The sequence below is a fragment of the Pantoea sp. JZ2 genome, from assembly GCF_035191405.1.
Taxonomy (GTDB): domain Bacteria; phylum Pseudomonadota; class Gammaproteobacteria; order Enterobacterales; family Enterobacteriaceae; genus Pantoea; species Pantoea stewartii.
On sequence record NZ_CP045247.1, the window covers coordinates 244,207 to 262,482 of the forward strand.

The 18,276-nt window shown below is 57.2% G+C and carries 16 protein-coding genes and 1 riboswitch; of the genes, 11 read left to right on the top strand and 5 right to left on the bottom strand.

Going from position 1 to position 18,276, the window contains the following annotated elements; translation table 11 throughout:
- The first annotated feature begins 122 nt into the window (after positions 1-122).
- The 3 genes from GC087_RS01125 (at position 123) to GC087_RS01135 (ending at position 3,329) form a co-directional block, all read left to right on the top strand.
- On the top strand, positions 123-959 hold the full coding sequence (locus tag GC087_RS01125) for a fumarylacetoacetate hydrolase family protein (protein WP_006121146.1): 837 nt from the start codon (positions 123-125) through the stop codon (positions 957-959).
- Positions 960-1,030: 71 nt separating this feature from the next.
- Entirely contained in the window at positions 1,031-1,951 is a 921-nt protein-coding gene (locus tag GC087_RS01130; protein ID WP_172913593.1) for an alpha/beta fold hydrolase, read from the top strand.
- Positions 1,944-3,329 carry a hypothetical protein gene (locus GC087_RS01135; protein ID WP_205953772.1) on the top strand — a complete coding sequence of 462 codons (1,386 nt, stop codon included), beginning with the start codon at positions 1,944-1,946 and terminating at the stop codon, positions 3,327-3,329. The genes GC087_RS01130 and GC087_RS01135 overlap by 8 nt, the downstream gene beginning before the upstream one ends.
- Position 3,330: 1 nt before the next feature.
- On the opposite strand, the gene GC087_RS01140 is transcribed toward GC087_RS01135, so the two are convergent.
- Positions 3,331-4,683, bottom strand: a complete 1,353-nt coding sequence (locus tag GC087_RS01140; RefSeq protein WP_006121144.1) for an MFS transporter — start codon at positions 4,681-4,683, stop codon at positions 3,331-3,333.
- 169 nt (positions 4,684-4,852) lie between these two features.
- Positions 4,853-5,755, bottom strand: a complete 903-nt coding sequence (locus tag GC087_RS01145; protein WP_054632905.1) for a GntR family transcriptional regulator — start codon at positions 5,753-5,755, stop codon at positions 4,853-4,855.
- Positions 5,756-5,894: 139 nt separating this feature from the next.
- Between GC087_RS01145 and GC087_RS01150 the strand changes: the two genes are divergently transcribed.
- Complete coding sequence (locus tag GC087_RS01150) at positions 5,895-6,923, top strand: zinc-binding alcohol dehydrogenase family protein (RefSeq protein WP_324029445.1); 1,029 nt, start codon at positions 5,895-5,897, stop codon at positions 6,921-6,923.
- Positions 6,924-6,959: 36 nt separating this feature from the next.
- Here the strand turns inward: GC087_RS01150 and GC087_RS01155 are convergent, their stop codons facing one another.
- On the bottom strand, positions 6,960-7,883 hold the full coding sequence (locus GC087_RS01155; protein WP_324029447.1) for a nucleoside hydrolase: 924 nt from the start codon (positions 7,881-7,883) through the stop codon (positions 6,960-6,962).
- Between the two features lie 233 nt (positions 7,884-8,116).
- Positions 8,117-8,193: riboswitch (Fluoride riboswitch) on the top strand.
- 93 nt (positions 8,194-8,286) lie between these two features.
- On the opposite strand from GC087_RS01155, the gene crcB reads away from it, so the two are divergent.
- Positions 8,287-8,664, top strand: coding sequence for a fluoride efflux transporter CrcB (crcB, locus tag GC087_RS01160; RefSeq protein ID WP_006121140.1), 378 nt, complete (start codon positions 8,287-8,289; stop codon positions 8,662-8,664).
- A 23-nt stretch (positions 8,665-8,687) separates the two neighbouring features.
- Here the strand turns inward: crcB and GC087_RS01165 are convergent, their stop codons facing one another.
- On the bottom strand, positions 8,688-9,293 hold the full coding sequence (locus tag GC087_RS01165; protein WP_033738302.1) for an alpha/beta hydrolase: 606 nt from the start codon (positions 9,291-9,293) through the stop codon (positions 8,688-8,690).
- A gap of 192 nt (positions 9,294-9,485) precedes the next feature.
- Here GC087_RS01165 and GC087_RS01170 point away from each other — a divergent pair, with 192 nt between their 5' ends.
- Positions 9,486-10,610, top strand: coding sequence for a GNAT family N-acetyltransferase (locus tag GC087_RS01170; protein WP_006121139.1), 1,125 nt, complete (start codon positions 9,486-9,488; stop codon positions 10,608-10,610).
- Here GC087_RS01170 and GC087_RS01175 read toward each other — a convergent pair.
- A complete protein-coding gene (locus GC087_RS01175) occupies positions 10,607-12,439 on the bottom strand; it encodes an ABC transporter ATP-binding protein (protein WP_006121138.1) in 1,833 nt (610 codons plus the stop codon). The genes GC087_RS01170 and GC087_RS01175 overlap by 4 nt on opposite strands.
- Positions 12,440-12,512: 73 nt before the next feature.
- On the opposite strand from GC087_RS01175, the gene GC087_RS01180 reads away from it, so the two are divergent.
- The 5 genes from GC087_RS01180 (at position 12,513) to kdpB (ending at position 18,270) form a co-directional block, all read left to right on the top strand.
- A complete protein-coding gene (locus GC087_RS01180; protein ID WP_006121137.1) occupies positions 12,513-13,013 on the top strand; it encodes a GNAT family N-acetyltransferase in 501 nt (166 codons plus the stop codon).
- 159 nt (positions 13,014-13,172) lie between these two features.
- Entirely contained in the window at positions 13,173-14,339 is a 1,167-nt protein-coding gene (locus tag GC087_RS01185) for an HD-GYP domain-containing protein (protein ID WP_110268699.1), read from the top strand.
- A gap of 111 nt (positions 14,340-14,450) precedes the next feature.
- Complete coding sequence (gene kdpF, locus GC087_RS01190; RefSeq protein WP_033738296.1) at positions 14,451-14,540, top strand: K(+)-transporting ATPase subunit F; 90 nt, start codon at positions 14,451-14,453, stop codon at positions 14,538-14,540.
- Positions 14,540-16,222: a potassium-transporting ATPase subunit KdpA gene (kdpA, locus tag GC087_RS01195; RefSeq protein ID WP_033738293.1), complete on the top strand. Its 1,683-nt coding sequence runs from the start codon at positions 14,540-14,542 to the stop codon at positions 16,220-16,222. The genes kdpF and kdpA overlap by 1 nt, the downstream gene beginning before the upstream one ends.
- 2 nt (positions 16,223-16,224) lie before the next feature.
- The gene (gene kdpB, locus GC087_RS01200; protein ID WP_054632913.1) at positions 16,225-18,270 is read left to right on the top strand and encodes a potassium-transporting ATPase subunit KdpB; all 2,046 of its coding nucleotides are present in this window, start codon (positions 16,225-16,227) and stop codon (positions 18,268-18,270) included.
- Positions 18,271-18,276: the final 6 nt, after the last annotated feature.

An 18,276-nucleotide genomic window follows, 5' to 3' on the forward strand; every position in this document is an offset into this window, starting at 1 on the left:
GTGATACATCTGGACATCCACTGTGCCAATCGCAGTACGATTTCCGTCATGCTTTTTGCTACTCTGCGCGCCGATTTATTCTCAACACGGGTGGATAGCCCGACATAATAAAAGAGGCAGCAATGCAGTTATGCAGTTTTTATCTTCCCGCTCAGGGGAAAAAAAGCGTGGGTATCGTACGGGAACAGGGCGTGATCGATGTCGGGATGCGCCTGGGCAAAGCCTGCCCGGATTTAAAAACCTTTTTGACACGTTCTTCTCTGGCCGATCTTGCCGCCTTTCAGAACATGCCCGTCGATCACGCGTTTTCTGCCGTGCAGTTTCTTCCCGTTATTGAGCAGCCTGGAAAAATTTTCTGCGTAGGAATGAACTACGCGGATAAACGCCAGGAGTTTGCCGCAACGCTGGACGCGCCAACCTTATTTATCCGTTTTGCTGATTCACTGACCGGCCATGAGCAACCGCTGCAAAAACCGCTGACTACCCAGGAATTCGATTACGAGGGTGAGCTGGCGGTGATTATTGGTAAACCGGCGCATCGGGTTAAGGCCGCCGACGCGCTGGACGTCATTGCGGGTTACAGCTGCTTTATGGATGCCACCGTGCGTGACATGCAGTTTACCTGGTTTACCGCCGGGAAAAACTGGCCGCAGACCGGAGGATTTGGTCCCTGGATGACGACTGCGGACGAGATTCCTGATCCCCAACAGTTATCGATTAAAACCCGGCTGAATGGTCGTGAAGTGCAAAACGATACCACCGCCAGCATGGTGCATCCGGTCGCCAGCATTATCGAATATATCTCTGCCTTCAGTCCGCTATCACCCGGCGATGTCATTATCACCGGCTCCCCCGGCGGCGTAGGGAAAAAACGGACGCCGCCCCTGTTCATGTTCCGTGGCGACGTGGTGGAAGTCGAGATAGAAAAAATCGGTTGCCTGCGTAACCCTGTCGCCTGACGCAGTGTATTCACTGCCTCTCTGCCGATCCCGTCCTACACTCAATAAGTACCCAGGAACAGGAGCAGCTGATGAGGCGTACCATCCGGTGTAAAAGGCGACAGGGCATAGCCGTGGCCGCAGGGGTTGGTTTAGGTATAGGCGCCGTGCTGTGGGGCGCGAAGCGCTGGCAGCAAATGAAACAAACGCCGCCTGTTTCACCGCGTAGTCACCATGCGGGGCTGGCGGGTTACTATCAACAGATCGGTGACTGGCGCATGTTCACCCGCGTGACGCCCGACGCACCTCATGGTTTACCTGTCGTCCTGCTTCATGGTCTGGCGATGTCAGGCCGTTCGATGGAGGCGCTGGCCCTCGCGCTGGGTCGGGACTATCACGTGCTGGTCCCCGACCTGCCCGGCTTTGGCGGTAGCGCGTTGCCCGCATCGGCACCGGTGCTTTCCGTCAGTGAACTGGCCGATATCCTGTGGCAGTGGCTCCAGCACAATGGTTTCCGGCGGGCAATCTGGGTCGGCAGCGCCTTTGGCTGTCAGGTGCTGGCGGCGCTGGCGGATAAACACCCGGACGCCGTGGCCGGACTGGTGCTACAGGGGCCCACAGCCGATCGCCATGCGCGAAGCCTGTTGCGCCAGCTCTGGCGCGGCTGGCGCAACAGCCGACTGGAAGCCCACCGTTCACCTGACCCGCTGGCCCGCATCGACTGGGCGAAAGCCGGTCTCCCCCGCGTATTTGGCACGCTGCGCGCCATGCTTAACGATCCGATTGAATACCATCTGACGTATCTGACGGCCCCCACATTGTTGCTCCGGGGTTCGCGGGACCCGGTTTGTCCGGCGCGCTGGCTGGATGAGCTGGCGGGGCTGTTGCCTCAGTGTGAAAAAATCACCCTGCGCGGCGGTACCCACCGGCTGCACTATGTCTATCCATGGAGCTTCTGCCATGCGATCCGACCCTTTTTGGCCCGTATTCAGCAGGAGAACGCCGATGAGTAAACCGCCGAAGGGCATCGCCCGCTTTGATTCCGCAGCAACCATGCTGCTGGCTCTGGCAAGTGCACTACGCGATGAGCCCCTTACCCGTTCGTCATCGATGCTGGACCGGTTACTGCCTTCACTGGATCGACTACCGAGCCGGTTACGTGAATGGGGCCATGCGATAAGTGGCCAGGCGGACGGAATCAGCCCGAAACAGGCGGGTGAGCTGGATGTGGAAGGCATCGCCGAATGGATGGTGAGTGCCTACCCGCAGCGAGAGTATCCGGCGGCATTTATCGGCGCATCGAACGGTGCGCTGGTCCATCTGGCGGCGGCGATGGGAACGCCCTGGCTACCGCAAACGTTTCTGTGCCCGGTGCGCGTGGAACCCAGCGATCCGGACGATGCCCAGGCCGGCTTTGAGCAAGGCAAAGCGGTGGCCGCGGCGCTGCTGGCGACCTGGCCAAGGCTGGCGGTCCATCACAGGCAGGATCCGAGTCAGGACCGGCTGCTGCTCGAAAATATGCAGGCTTTCCGGCTTAAATTACGCGATATGCCACTCGCCTTTAATGAATTTCTGCTGGGAGGATTGCCCGCAGGCGCGACCCTGTTTATCAATCACTGCACGCGCCAGTGGCCGGTCACCCGCACCAGCGACCGTTCGTTTTTCCAGTTTGGCGCACCCGGTGGGGCAACGGAAAGCGAGTATTTGCAGGGCGGCCCCCGCGTTGCGGAATATCTGGCGCGGGCAGGGGTTGATCGGGCGCGCTGGACGCCGCCTGCCATCACCGATCATGTCCCTGAAGCCGAATGGGGGCTGGATGGTTACCTGATCTCTCCTCTGAAAAAACTGGCAGAAGCTCAACGCTGGACGCTGATGGAAATTCGTTATGAGCAACCGGAGGCGCTGAGTTTTGTGGTGGCGGAAATCTACCGTGACTGGTATCTGGCGGCAGGCGTGCTGCCCACCCGGCTTACGGTAGACAGCTTTATATTGCTGGATCCCTGGTGCAGTATGCAGCAACAGGCGATTCCCTTCTGGCTGATGTTCCCCTCTGCCGCCTCGGCAGATGCGCTGCAGCGTTTTCTGGAAAAACAGCCGCCGTTCCGCTACATCGATATGGTGTTGTACTCACAAGGGGCCGACAGCATCGGGCTGGCCGACATCGCCCGCTGGCAGCAGTTGCTTACCTTCGCCAAAGACGAAGGCGCGCTGGTCGGTGTGGATGAAACGCGTTTTCCTCATGATGTCACCAGTGTTTCGCAGTTTGACGCGGCGCTCCGTGAGCGGGCACCGCTGCTGCCTGCGCCGCCGCCGCTCACTGTCGGGACAGCGATCGCCGGTATTCAGCGTTACGGCGCCCGTCATGGCGTGAGCATCAGAGCGCTGACCTGAGTCAGGCTCCGTCGGTGATGGGCTTGCGAACCAGCACCAGATAGGCCAGTGCGCCCATCAGGGTTACGCAGGCACAAATCATCAGCGCCAGGCTGAAGGACTTCGTGGTGTCCAGTATCCAGCCGGTAATCACCGGAGCAAAGGACGCGAAGATAAAGCTGGCGAAATTTTGAATGCTGCCTACGGAGGCCGTCATGCGCGCGGTCACGTTAGCGTGGATCAGGCCCCAGCATGAGGTCCCCGCAAAGTGAATACAAAACAGGGCCATGCCAATCAGGGTGACGGCGCTGGTGGTCTCAGTGGCGCGCGTGACGAAGGCGGTAAAACCCGCAGACAGAACCATGCCGCTGACAATGCACACCTTACGGGTTTTAACCGCATCCCAGCCGCGTTTCACTAACGCATCCACCACATAGCCGTTGAGCAACATGCCGGCTGCGCCAAACAGGAAAGGAATCGCCGCCAGTAAGCCTGTGCTCTTAAGATCAAGGTGATAGGTCGACTGCAGATAACCCGGCAGCCAGGCAATATACAGCCAGGCGGTGTAGTTAATGCCGCTGAAGCCAATCATCATGCCCCACATGGTGCGCTGCTTAAACAGGCCTCGCCATTCACGAAAGCTGATCGGCGCTTTACGCGATGCCACGCTGCCCGCCTGCAGATAATGGATCTCTTCCGCACTTAAGGTGTTGTTATCACGGTCGCGATAAGTCATGTACCAGCCGATCGCGAGGAAAATCCCTAAAATACCGATAGTCACAAACATGCCGCGCCAGCCCAGCAGCAGCATCATGGCCGCCAGGATCGGCGGCGCCACCGATAATCCGATCATCGAGGCGGCGTTAAACATCCCCATCGGCATCCCGCGATCTTTAATATTGAACCAGTCATTGATGACCTTTACGCCGCATGGATTCATGGGCGCTTCACCCATCCCGAGGCCAATGCGCACCAACACGAACTGAGTAAAGTTATGCACCAGTCCGGACGCGGCCTGGAAAAGTGACCAGATGAACATGCCCACGCCCAGCATAATACGTGGGCCTTTGCGGTCCAGCAGGGCGCCAGCGGGCAGTTGTGCCAGCCCGTAAGCCAGCGAAAATGCCGAGAGCAGCACGCCAATTTCCGTCGCGCTCAGCCCCATCTCCTCACGAATCGTCATATTGGCCACCGACAGCGAGCTGCGATCAAGGTAGTTAATGATGGCGGCAAGCAGCAGCAACAGCATGGCGGTAATCTGGACTTTACGGATGCGCGGCGAGCGCACGATATCACTGCGCAACGGCACAAACGCCTCATCAGGTGCAGCGGCGGCGGGCGAGGTTGAACGATCAATAACCGATCTGTTTTCCATGGCAATCTCCCTGAGCAGGCGATTTATCATTATTGTGAGCATTAATGATGCCCGACGGCACAGGGCCGCCGGCGCGTTGCGATGAAGAGTAAGGGCGATAAAGCAGAGATGTTGTAAAGTTGTTTCAAAATCGTGCGAGAGCTAATGCTTTGCGGTTTTTAATCGGTTTTTAATTGTACTGATTAATGCTGCGGATCATGGATCGCTTGGCTGTGGCCAGATGACTGTGCAGGGCGCAAAGCGCATCCACATCCCGGCGACCGATTAACGCAGACAAAATCGCCATATGCTCCTCCAGGGCAACGATGTTGCGCTGCTTCAGATCGCTTTCATCCCACTGATAGTGCGAATGGAAAATAACGGAAATAATCTCCAGCGACTGATTAAAGAACGGGTTATTGGCGGCAGACAGAATCAGCGAGTGCAGTTGCTTATCCAGCGCCGCAAAATGGCGATAGTTGCTGGCAATGGTCTCACGCATCGATCGGTGCCGATCCAGTAGATCGCGCGCCTGAATCCAGCGTTCATCGTCCATGGGCAAATTTAAAAAACGCGTCAGGGCATGGGTTTCCAGCATTTCACGTAGCTCAAACAGCTTTTCCGCATACGTCTGCGAAAACTTTTTCATCTGCCAGTGGCCGCGTTTGACCGGTTCCAGCAGGTTGTAGCGCATAAAATGCAGTAAGAATTCGCGCACGGCCACCGGGCTGACATTGGCCTGCTTTGCCAGTTGCAGCTCGCTGAAGGTATCGCCGGGCTGCAACTGTCGCTGATTGATCAGATCGAAAAAACGCTTTTCAACCAGACTGGCCTGTTGATCAATCGGCGGCATCACCGCGTTCAGGCTGTCCTGCGCCTCCGGCGCGCGCACAATAACCCAGCTGTCTTTGACTTTTTCCAGTACGCCTCGCTCATGCAGATAACTCAGCACATGACGCACGGTCGTGCGGCTGACCGTAAACATTTCGGCCAGGGCGGCCTGCGGTGGCAGCGGTGACTGAACGTGGCCCTGGGCGATGCTTTCCAGCATATGGTTGATGACGTTATGGCGTAAATTTTGGCTGCGGCTCATGCGGGGGCTCCGGTTTTTTATGCATTAAAAACCATTGAAGGCCCAAAAAAGCCGTTCTGGTTCACAAAGTGAGAAGAGGGGAATACGGTGCCGCAGCCAGATTCGCCATAACTGCGCTTTTGATAACCGGAGAGGGGCCATGACCACTATGAAAGCCTTAGTCATCGCAGAACCGCGTTCGCTGGTCTGGGCTACACGCGCTCAACCCCGGCCTGCCGCGACTGAAGCGCTGCTTAAAATCGTCAGCGCAGGCATTTGCGGCACCGACATTCACGCCTGGGCAGGCAACCAACCCTTTTTTAGCTATCCGCGTGTCCTCGGCCATGAACTCTGTGCGGAGGTGGTGGAGACAGGCGCTGCCGTTCACGATTTAGCCGCAGGACAGCGGGTGGCACTGATTCCCTATCTCTCCTGTTTTGAATGCGATGCCTGCCGCAGCGGTAAAACCAACTGCTGCGAAAACATTTCGGTGATGGGTGTCCATCAGGATGGCGGCTTTAGCGACTACCTTTGCGTACCGGCAGCTAACCTGCTGGTGGTGGACGATCTTGCGCCAGAAGCCGCAGCGCTCATTGAGCCTTTTGCCATCAGCGCCCACGCGGTGCGTCGAGCGGCGGTGGCGCAGGGCGAGCAGGTGCTGGTCGTGGGAGCGGGGCCGATCGGCCTGGGGGCTGCCGCCATTGCCGCTGCTAACGGCGCGCAGGTGGTGGTCGCGGATACCAGTGATTACCGCCGTCAGCACGTCAGCCAGCAGTTGGGCCTCTGTGCGCTCAATCCGGCTGATGCGGCGTTTATAATCTCACTGCGAAACGAATTTGATGGCAGGCTGCCGTTGAAGGTGCTTGATGCCACAGGCAATCCTGCGGCGATGAACGCGGCCGTGAGCCTGATTCGCCATGGCGGAACAATCGTGTACGTCGGTCTGCATAAAGGGGATTTGGTGATTCCTGACAGTGAGTTTCACAAGAAGGAGAGCACGATCATGGGTAGCCGTAACGCCACCCGTGAGGATTTTGATCGGGTGCGTGAACTCATGGCGGCCGGGACGTTACGTGCCGATATGATGCTCAACCGGCGTTTCGCGTTTTCGACACTGGCAGAACACTTTGAGGCGCAGGTCATCAACAATCGTGCGTTAATTAAGGGCGTTATCGATTTTGATCGCTGAAGCCGGAGACAACGGGGTGCGCTGTCTCCGCACGCGCTACGCCGTTCCGGAGAGCGACTGGAAAAAGTGGCGACGCACGGCGTCGGCATCCACGCCCAATGCGATGCGTTGTCGGGGCAAATCGCGAAAAGGGTTGTGACGGGAAGCCAGCGTGCTGATCTGGCGCACCGTCTGACCACAGGCGATGCCTTCGGTAATCACCCGCAGTGGGCTTTCCACCAGCGTAAATGCCTCGGGCAAACACAGCCAGGATATCGTCAGCGTGTCATGCAACGCCATTCCCGCAAATCCTTCCTTCTCAAGACTGTACGCCAGATAAGGGCGGCAGATCGCCCGCAGGATCGGCTGTTGCAGTTGATCCACCTCATCGCTATTGATCAACACTTTATGGGTAACATCCAGCGGGATCAGCATAACCGGCAAGGCCGAGGACAGGACCTGATCCGCAGCATGAGGATCCTTCCAGATATTAAATTCACTGAACGGTGTCACATTCCCGCTGTGGCCATCGGTACCAAAGGCGCCACCCATGATGACCAGTTCTTTGACCAGCGGGATAATATCCGGTGCCTGATTGATGGCGCTGGCGATATTGGTAAGGGGGCCGATTGCCACCAGCGTAATGACGCCGGGATTAGCACGAACGCTGTCGATAATAAACTGCACGGCACCGGGCGCGTCGTCGCTAAACGGATTATCAAACGCATCCCCTAAACCGTCTTCACCATGCAGCCTGGCAGGTGCGCTCGGTTCCCGTGCCAGCGGACGGGCGCAGCCGCGGTACACCGGCACGTCAATCGCTATTTTCTGGCAAAAGAGCCGCGCATTTTTCACCGCCTGGCCCACGGCAACGTTGCCGAATACCGTGGTAATGCCCAGCAGATGTTGCGTCCGCGCGGCATAGGCCAGCGCAAAGGCATCATCCACGCCGATATCAGTATCAAAAATGACAGTGCGCACAGGATTCTCCAGAAAGCGTGAGCGCCTCACCCGGGGCGACAATCGTTGTGTGGGCGCGGCAAGCGTAAAAGCCGTCATTTATTTAAGCGGAAAACGGAAAAAGGGGAAACCTGAATTCTACCCCCTTTTAAGGCTACCCGCGTCGGGTTTTTAACACTACATGTCAGCCGCACATCACGGGCGCGCGTTCACATGGTCTGAGTTGCCAGTCAGAAAACGGCAGCGTATGATTGCCTGCGCAAGGTGATGGCGTTCCACCTTCCCCAACCGCCAGCAGGTTTCCCCTGCGGCTGATGACGCCTGACACTATCCTTTATCCTTTCGTGGGAGCGGGAGCGTCAGGTGCCGGTATTTGCTGACCCTCCACCGTCTTCTGCACAATGCCTGTTAACGGGAGTATAAGATGTTAAAACCGCTATTCGCTGTGATTGTGGGCGGCAGCGTAGGTTGTGTACTGCGTTGGTGGTTCGGTATGCGTTTCAATGCGTTTTTCCCCAATCTTCCACCGGGTACGTTGCTGGTGAATCTGATTGGCGGCTTTGTGATCGGGGGGGCCATGGCCTGGTTTATTAAAAATCCCCAGCTCGATCCCGCCTGGCGGTTACTGATCATTACAGGCTTATGTGGCGGGCTCACCACGTTTTCCACGTTTACCGCAGAATTAATGACCCTGTTGCAGTCCGGAAAATATCTCTGGGCCATGAGCAGCGCGCTGGTGCATGTCATTGGCTCGTTGCTGATGAGTTTTGCCGGTTTTGCGCTGATTAACCTGTTGGGTTAACGCCGCCGCGAAACCGGATGCCATCAGTCCTGCAGACACTGAGCGATGAAGCTGGCGGCGTGCAGGGCGCCCTCGGCTGAAATCGTGTGGCCAGTCTGTGGCTCAATCAATGCCTCGACCGGAACCGCCGCAGCTTTCAGGCGAGCCGCGGCTGACTCGCTTTCGCTGACGGGGATCACCGCATCAGCCCGGCCATGGATCAGCAGGGCTGGCGTATGCGCGAGTGGTGTCAGTGGGCCGTCAAAGGCCAGTCGGCCGGAAAATGCCACCACGCCCGCCAGGGGATAACGGCCAGAGGCCAGTAGATCTAGCGCCATGATCGAGCCCTGAGAAAAGCCCACCAGGATGACCTTCTCCCAGCATTCTGCCATATCATGCTGCGCCATCAGGTCACGCAGAACGCGGTCAAACGCCTCACGAGCTTCGCGAACCCGCCCTGGACGGTTTTCCGGCGTAATGCCCGCCAGACTGAACCACTGATAGCCCATGCCCTGTTCAAAAGCATAAGGCGCATCCGGTGAGGCAAAGACCACATCGGGTAACAAGGTTGCCCAATAGTCGCCGACAGGTGCCAGATCGTCGCCGTTACTGCCTACGCCGTGCAGAAAAATCACCAGTGCTTTTGCCATGCCGGTTCCTGTAAAAGTTGTGTTGTCTGACAGGTATTTGAACAGTTACACCGGTTAACGTCAAAATCAAACTGACCGCCGGGAAGGCCGCCTGTCGTTCAGGAAAAGGCAAACATTACGTGCCGTCTCCCTTTCCCTGTAACGTAAAACCTGCTTGACTGAAACGTCACCGCTTGCCGTCTGGAGTTATGCATGTCGTTGTTTACCCTGAGCACGTTATCCGACATTCCCGCCGCTGAATGGGATGCGCTGCTGCCTGATGATCAGCCTTTTTTGCGCCATGCCTTTTTGCTGAGCCTTGAAGACAGCGGCAGCGTCAGGCCGGAAAGGGGCTGGCAGCCAGCCCATCTGGTCTGGCGTGAGCAGGGTGAACTCTGCGCCGCGCTACCCGGCTACCAAAAAAGCCATTCACAGGGTGAATACGTGTTCGATCACGCCTGGGCCGATGCCTGTCAGCGAGCCGGTATCGCTTACTATCCGAAATGGCTCGGTGCCATTCCCTTCAGCCCGGTAACGGGCGCGCGCGTGCTGGGCAAATCCGATGCCGCTATCCGTCTGCTGTCGAGGCTGCCAGACTGGCTGGAGCGCCAGGCGTTGAGTGGCGCGCATATCAATTTCACCGACTCTCACGCTAACGCGCTGCTGGCGGAACAACCCGACTGGCTGGCGCGGCTGGGCTGCCAGTATCACTGGCACAATCGCGGCTATCGCGACTTCCAGGACTTTCTGGATACGTTGATGTCACGCAAGCGCAAACAGCTGCGCAAGGAACGGGAGCAGGTCGCCCTGAACGGCTTTGAATTTGACTGGTATCGCGGCGATCAACTGCGTGAAGATCAATGGGATTTTGTGTACACCTGCTATGCCAACACGTACGCGGTGCGCGGTCAGCGTCCTTATCTGACGCGTGCCTTTTTTAGCTTACTGGCCGCGCGTCTGCCGGAAAACATTCGCGTCGTCATTGCCCGTTTGCAGCAGCAGCCCGCAGCGATGGCTTTTTACCTTAAAGACGGGGAAAGCCTGTATGGCCGCTACTGGGGCTGCCTGGCGGAATTTAACCAGCTTCACTTCGAAACCTGTTTTTATCAGGGGATGGATTTCGCCATCGCCGAAGGCCTGCAACGCTTCGATGCGGGCGCGCAGGGCGAACACAAGCTGGTGCGTGGTTTCGAACCGCAGATTACCCACTCCTGGCACTACCTGTGTCATCCCGGCCTGCGCGCCGCCGTTGACGATTTTTTGCAGCAGGAGCGGCAGGGCGTTCACCTGTGGGCCGAGGAAGCCCGGGACGCCTTGCCTTACCGACGCGGCGACTAGTCCGCCCCGACAAACCCGCCGGTCTGGTGTTGCCAGAGCCGGGCATACAGGCCATTTTGTGCCAGCAGTTCCTGGTGGCTACCGATTTCGACAATCTGGCCGTGTTCCAGCACCACCAGCCGGTCCATTTTTGCAATGGTGGACAGACGGTGAGCGATGGCAATCACCGTTTTACCCTGCATCAACGACTCCAGGCTTTCCTGAATCGCCGCTTCCACCTCTGAATCAAGGGCGGAAGTGGCTTCATCCATGATCAGAACCGGCGCGTCTTTCAGCAACACGCGCGCAATGGCTATACGCTGACGCTGCCCGCCAGACAGTTTTACGCCGCGCTCACCGACATGCGCATCCAGCCCTGTCCGGCCCTGGGAATCCGACAGCAGCGGGATAAATTCGTCGGCGCGGGCGCGACGGATAGCCAGTTGCAGTTCTTCCTCGCTGGCATGGGGCCGGCCATAGAGCAGATTTTCGCGGATAGAGCGGTGCAGCAGCGAGGTATCCTGGGTGATCATGCCAATCTGGCTGCGCAGGCTTTCCTGCGTCACCTCGGCAATACACTGACCGTCAATCAGGATGCGCCCGCCGTTCAGGTCGTAAAGACGCAACAGCAGATTGACCAGCGTTGATTTTCCGGCACCGGAAGGTCCAATCAGGCCAATCTTTTCTCCCGGTTTAATGGTCAGGTTCAGGCCATTAATCACCTGCCGCTCGCCACCATAGTTAAAACGGATGTTGTCGAAGCGAATCTCCCCCTGCGTCACCCTGAGCTGTTTCGCCTGGGGCGCATCCTGCACGCTAAGCGGTTGGGAAATGGTGTTCAGTCCGTCCTGCACCATGCCGATATTTTCAAAAATGCCGTTCACCACCCACATCACCCAACCGGACATATTAACCAGACGGATAACCAGGCCGGTCGCCAGGGCAATGGCACCGACGCTAATCAGCGATGCGCTCCACAGCCACAGCGCCAGGCCGGACGTGGCGACAATCAGAACGCCGTTGAGCGTCGACAGCGTCAAATCCATGCTGGTTACCATGCGGTTAGCCTGCTGCGTTTTGTCTGTCTGCTCCTGAATCGCCTCACGTGCGTACTGCCGCTCCAGGTCGCTATGGGCGAACAGCTTGATGGTAGCGATATTGGTGTAACCATCCACAATCGTGCCCATGAGTTTCGAGCGCGCTTCTGAGGACACCACGGAACGGGCCTTTACGCGCGGCACAAAATAGCGCAGCGCCGCGCTGTAAAGCACAATCCAGATAATGAGCGGAATCATCAAACGCCAGTCCGCTTCGGCGAACAGCACCAGCGCCGTCGCGGCGTAGATCAGCACATGCCAGATGGCATCGACCAACTGCACCGCAGAATCGCGGAGCGAGTTGCCGGTTTGCAAAATGCGCTGCGCAATCCGGCCCGCAAAATCGTTCTGGAAAAAATTCATGCTCTGACGCAGAACGTAGTTGTGGTGCTGCCAGCGAATCATGCTGGTCATGCCGGGATTAATGCTCTGGTGAACCAGCATATCGTGCAGCGCAATAAACACCGGCCGCAGTATCAGGGCGACGCAGCCCATCCAGAGTAAGGTTGGCCAGTTATCGTGGAACAGCGTAGCCGGGGTGGAATGGTTAACCAGATCAATGATGCGGCTCAGATAACTGAACAGCGCCACCTCAATGAGCGCGCCCACCAGCCCCACCACCAGCAGTGCTGCGAAGCTCGGCCACACCTGGCGCAGGTAGTAAAAATAAAAAGGCCAGACCCGTGAGGGCGGCATATCGGTGGGGGCATCCTGAAAAATATTGATAAAACGTTCGAAACGACGATACAACATACAGTTACTCTTTCCGTTCGATAAGAATTACAGCTTAGTGCATGTGTACGCCCGATTAAAAAAAGGATTCTCTATGGATATCACTCTGCGCGGCCGTGAACCGCATGATGCAGCGGCTTACCAACGTCTTTACGGCCATCCGGCGGTTTTCCCCTGGACGCTGCAATTGCCGTTTCCCAGCGTCGCCACCTGGGAAAAGAAATTCGCAAAAATGGATGCCGAGGGCTTCATCAATTTTGTTGCCGAAGTAGACGGCGAAATGGTTGGTGAGCTGACCTTGTTTACAAATCATAATCCGCGTACGCGTCACTGCATCAGCTTCGGCATCGGTGTCAATCCGGCGTTCTCAGGGCGCGGCATTGGCGAGCTGTTGATCCGCACGGCAATGGATTATGCACGTAACTGGCTGGGCATCACCCGCATGGAGCTTGAGGTGTTTCATGACAACCATCGGGCGCTGGCGCTGTATGAAAGGCTGGGTTTTGAGCGCGAAGGGGTGCGTCGTCAGGCATCCTTACGTGAAGGTAAACTTCATGATGTGGTGATGATGGCCAAACTGCTCAACGTGGCGTAACGACCGCGCATTGCCCGTTTTTGCGCGCGGCGTTAAGGTCAAAAGTCGCGCAACATGTTTAAACGTTGTTCTGTGCCACAGTTCGCACAAAATGCCCTGCATAAAACCCATCGCCTGCCGATATGACGGTATCACCCACTGATGCTCTGGAGGGCGATTGTGATAAAACTAATAACGATCGACGAACTGAAAACGGGCATGTTCGTCCACAAACTTGAGGTCTGGTGGTTTAAAGACAAACGTATTCGTAATCAGATGCTGATCACCGATCCGCAGCAGGTTGCGATGTTCCGGCGTGAAGGTATTCAGCGGTTATGGATTGATGAAGAGAAATCGATTTCATCACCACCTCCTGAGCCAGTCCATACCGCACCCTGCCAGCAGGCTCCCTTTACGCAGGAACGTGAACAGGCACAGCAGCTGTTTGAACAAGGCAAAATCAAGGTCCTGGCGCTGTTTAACGAAGCGCGAATGGGTTGCGGCCTCGATCTGAGCAGTATGATTGATATTGTGGATAAAATAGCCGGTTCGATTGAGCGCGAGCCCAGCGCACTTCTGCGCGTGGCACAACTGAAAGATCACGATAATTACACCTACCTGCACTCCATGGCGGTCTGCGGCTTGATGATCGCTCTGGGTAAAAAGCTCGGCCTGGATGCGCAGCAACTTCAGCGCGTTGGCATGGGAGGGTTGTTACATGACATTGGCAAAGCGGCCGTACCGCTCAGTATCCTGAATAAACCGGATAAGCTGAGCGACGACGAGTTTGCCATCATGTGCGAGCATCCGATAGCGGGTGCACAGATGCTGATGGAAGCGAACGCAGGGGATGACCTGGTCGATATTGCCCTGCATCATCATGAAAAATATGACGGCAGCGGTTATCCCTACCGTCATAAAGGCCATGAGATTAGCGTCTATTCCCGTATGGCCACCATTTGTGATGTGTACGATGCCCTGACCTCAACGCGTCCTTACCGCGAGGGCTGGACACCCGCACAGGCTTTACAGTCGATGCTGGCCTGGCGCGGGCATTTTGACACAACGCTGCTGCATGCGTTCGTTACGACAATCGGTCTGTATCCGGTGGGGTCGCTGGTGCGGCTGGCATCGGGACGTATTGCACTGGTGGTCAAGGCGGGCGAACAATCGCTTCAGAAGCCGCGCGTACATGTTTTCTGGTCGTTGCACGCTAAGCGCCCCGTCAGACCAGAAGTGGTCGATCTGGGGGACAGTTTTTGCACGGACAGCATTGTCTGCTCGGAGAGTCTCGCGGCCTGGCCAACGATCGACCTCAACCGGGTCTGGTTGCTGGACGTTGCCTGAGCCAACGTCGCCATTTTTATACCTTTTTTACAGCGTGCCAGTGCTTTTTAACCCTTTCTTTATGTGACTCAGCGCAAGCTATTCAGCAAATCCAAACCTCTGGAGGTTGCTGTGAGTGCAGGCGTGATAACCGGCATTGTGCTGGTCGTGTTGTTGCTGGGCTATTTAGTGTATGCCCTGTTGAATGCGGAGGCCTTCTGATGGCGGCCAATGCATTTTTACTGATCGCGGTGTATCTGCTGGTGCTGATGGTGTTGGCACAGCCGCTGGGACGTGGTCTGGCAGCGCTGGTGGCGGACAAACCCCTTTTTACCCGTGCCGAAGCGCTGTTTTGGCGCGTCGCCGGGGTACAGCAAGGCGATATGCGCTGGCCGCAATACCTGCTGGCCATTGTGCTGTTCAACCTTTTCGGCCTGATCCTCCTGCTGGCTATACTGCTGCTTCAGGACAAGCTCCCTCTCAATCCACAACACTTTCCGGCCTTGAGCTGGGATCTGGCGCTTAACACCGCGATTAGCTTCGTCACTAACACCAACTGGCAAGCTTATTCAGGCGAGAGCACCCTGAGCTATTTCAGCCAGATGGTGGGCCTGACCGTGCAGAACTTTTTCTCTGCCGCGACCGGTATCGCTGTCGCCTTTGCCCTGATTCGGGGCTTTGCGAATCGCTCGATTGCAACCCTGGGTAACGCCTGGCGCGATCTGACGCGCGTGACGCTTTACGTGTTATTGCCCGTCAGTCTGCTGATGGCGCTGTTTTTTGTCAGCCAGGGCAGCATTCAGAACGTCCTGCCTTATCAGACGATTACCGGCCTGGATGGGGCGCAGCAAACGCTGGCAATGGGCCCGGTGGCCTCGCAGGAAGCCATCAAAATGCTGGGCACCAACGGCGGCGGCTTTTTTAACGCGAACTCTGCTCACCCGTTTGAAAACCCCACCGCGCTGACCAACTTCGTGCAGATGCTCAGTATCTTCCTGATACCGGCCGCGCTGTGCTTTGCCTTTGGCGAATGTGTGAAAGACCGTCGTCAGGGCAACATGCTGCTGTGGTCAATGACGCTGATGTTTGTTGTGGCGGCGGCCTTCGTGATGTGGGCGGAAGTGAACGGGAATCCGCACTTCCTGACGCTGGGCGCGGACAGCGCCATCAATATGGAAGGAAAAGAAACGCGCTTTGGCATTCTCAATTCCAGCCTGTTTGCGGTTATCACGACCGCCGCGTCCTGTGGTGCGGTGAATGCGATGCATGACTCGTTCACGGCCCTGGGCGGTATGGTACCTATGCTGCTGATGCAACTGGGCGAAGTGATCTTCGGCGGTGTCGGTGCGGGCCTGTATGGGATGTTGCTGTTCGTGTTGCTGGCGGTGTTTATCGCCGGACTGATGATTGGCCGTACTCCCGAGTTTCTCGGCAAAAAAATCGAAGTCTGGGAAATGAAAATGACCGCCCTTGCCATTCTGGTGACGCCCGCTCTGGTGCTGATCGGTACAGCCATCGCCATGATGACCGACGCTGGCCGGGCCGGTATGGCTAACCCAGGCACCCACGGCTTCAGTGAAGTGTTATACGCCGTATCGTCGGCCGCCAACAACAACGGCAGTGCCTTTGCCGGTCTGAGCGCGAACACGCCGTTCTGGAACGTTTTGCTGGCCATCTGCATGTTCCTGGGGCGCTTTGGCATCATCCTGCCGGTAATGGCGATTGCCGGTTCTATGGCCGGTAAAAAAATTCAGCCGGTCGGTAACGGGACGCTGCCAACGCATGGTCCGCTGTTTATCGCGTTGTTGGTAGGCACCGTCCTGCTGGTGGGCGCACTGACCTTTATCCCCGCTCTGGCTCTGGGTCCGGTAGCCGAGCATCTGCAACTTATTCAGGGACATTAATCATGAGTCGTCAACAACAGGTGTTTGACGCAGCGCTCTTGCGCACTTCAGCAATCGATGCCGTGAAAAAACTCGACCCACGCGTTCAGTTTCGTAATCCGGTGATGTTTGTCGTCTACCTGGGCAGTCTCCTGACCACGGTACTGGCGGTGCTGATGTCTACTGGCTATCAGACCGGCAGCGCCAGTTTTACCGGCGCGGTGTCTGTCTGGCTGTGGTTTACCGTGCTGTTTGCGAACATGGCAGAAGCGCTGGCCGAAGGGCGCAGTAAAGCCCAGGCGAACAGCCTGAAAGGCGTCAAAAAAACCAGCTTTGCGAAAAAACTGTCGGCTGCGCATTACGGTGCAAAATGGCAGCAGATTGCGGCCGATGAGCTGCGCAAAGGGGATGCGGTATTAGTGGAAGCGGGTGACGTTATCCCGTGCGATGGTGAGGTGGTCGAAGGGGGCGCATCGGTTGATGAAAGTGCCATCACCGGGGAATCCGCGCCGGTGATTCGTGAATCGGGCGGTGACTTTGCCTCGGTAACCGGCGGGACGCGTATTCTGTCCGACTGGCTGGTCATCACCTGCAGTGCAAACCCCGGCGAAACCTTCCTGGATCGCATGATCGCGATGGTGGAAGGCGCACAGCGCCGTAAAACGCCCAATGAAATCGCCCTGACGATTCTGCTGGTGTCCCTGACGATTGTGTTTCTGTTAGCTACCGTCACGCTGTGGCCGTTCTCCGCCTGGGGCGGTACGCCGGTGACCATCACCGTGCTGGTTGCGTTACTGGTGTGCCTGATCCCTACCACGATTGGTGGTTTACTCTCCGCCATCGGCGTCGCGGGGATGAGCCGAATGCTGGGGGCAAACGTGATTGCCACCAGTGGTCGTGCTGTCGAAGCGGCCGGGGATGTGGACGTGCTGATGCTGGACAAAACCGGCACCATCACACTGGGTAACCGCCAGGCGACCCAGTTTTTACCGGCCCCCGGCGTCACAGAAGAACAGCTTGCCGATGCCGCCCAGTTGGCCTCGCTGGCGGATGAAACGCCGGAAGGTCGCAGTATCGTGGTCCTGGCGAAGCAAAAATTTAATCTGCGTGAGCGGGACCTGAGCAGCATGGGAGCCAGTTTTATTCCCTTCTCAGCCCAGACGCGCATGAGCGGTGTGAACGTGCAGAACCGCCTGATTCGTAAAGGGGCGGTCGATGCGGTGCGCCGTCATATTGAAGCCAGTCACGGTGCGTTCCCGGCAGAAGTAAACGCCCGGGTGGAAGAGGTTGCCCGTGCGGGCGGCACCCCGCTGGTTGTCGCTGAAGGCCCGAAAGTGCTGGGCGTGGTCGCGCTGAAAGATATCGTCAAGGGCGGGATCAAAGAGCGCTTTGCCGAACTGCGCAAAATGGGCATTAAAACCGTGATGATTACCGGTGATAACCCGCTGACCGCCGCCGCGATTGCAGCCGAAGCGGGCGTGGATGACTTTTTGTCGGAAGCGACACCCGAAGCCAAACTGGCGCTGATCCGTCAGTATCAGGCCGAAGGCCGCCTGGTGGCGATGACCGGTGACGGCACCAACGATGCGCCTGCGCTGGCGCAGGCCGATGTCGCGGTCGCGATGAACTCGGGGACGCAGGCCGCAAAAGAGGCAGGCAACATGGTCGATCTGGATTCCAACCCGACCAAGCTGCTGGAAGTGGTCCATATCGGTAAACAGATGTTGATGACGCGCGGATCGTTAACCACGTTCAGTATCGCCAACGACGTAGCCAAATACTTCGCCATTATTCCGGCGGCGTTTGCGGCTACGTATCCTCAGCTCAATATGCTCAACGTGATGGAGCTGCACTCACCGTCCTCCGCGATTCTGTCGGCAGTGATTTTTAATGCCCTGGTAATCGTCTTCCTGATTCCGCTGGCCTTAAAAGGCGTGAGCTACCGGCCATTAAGCGCCGCATCACTGCTGCGCCGTAATTTGCTGATTTATGGATTAGGTGGACTGCTGGTGCCGTTTATCGGTATCAAAGCGATCGATATGTTGCTTGTGCTGTTTGGTATGGCCTGAGGAGAA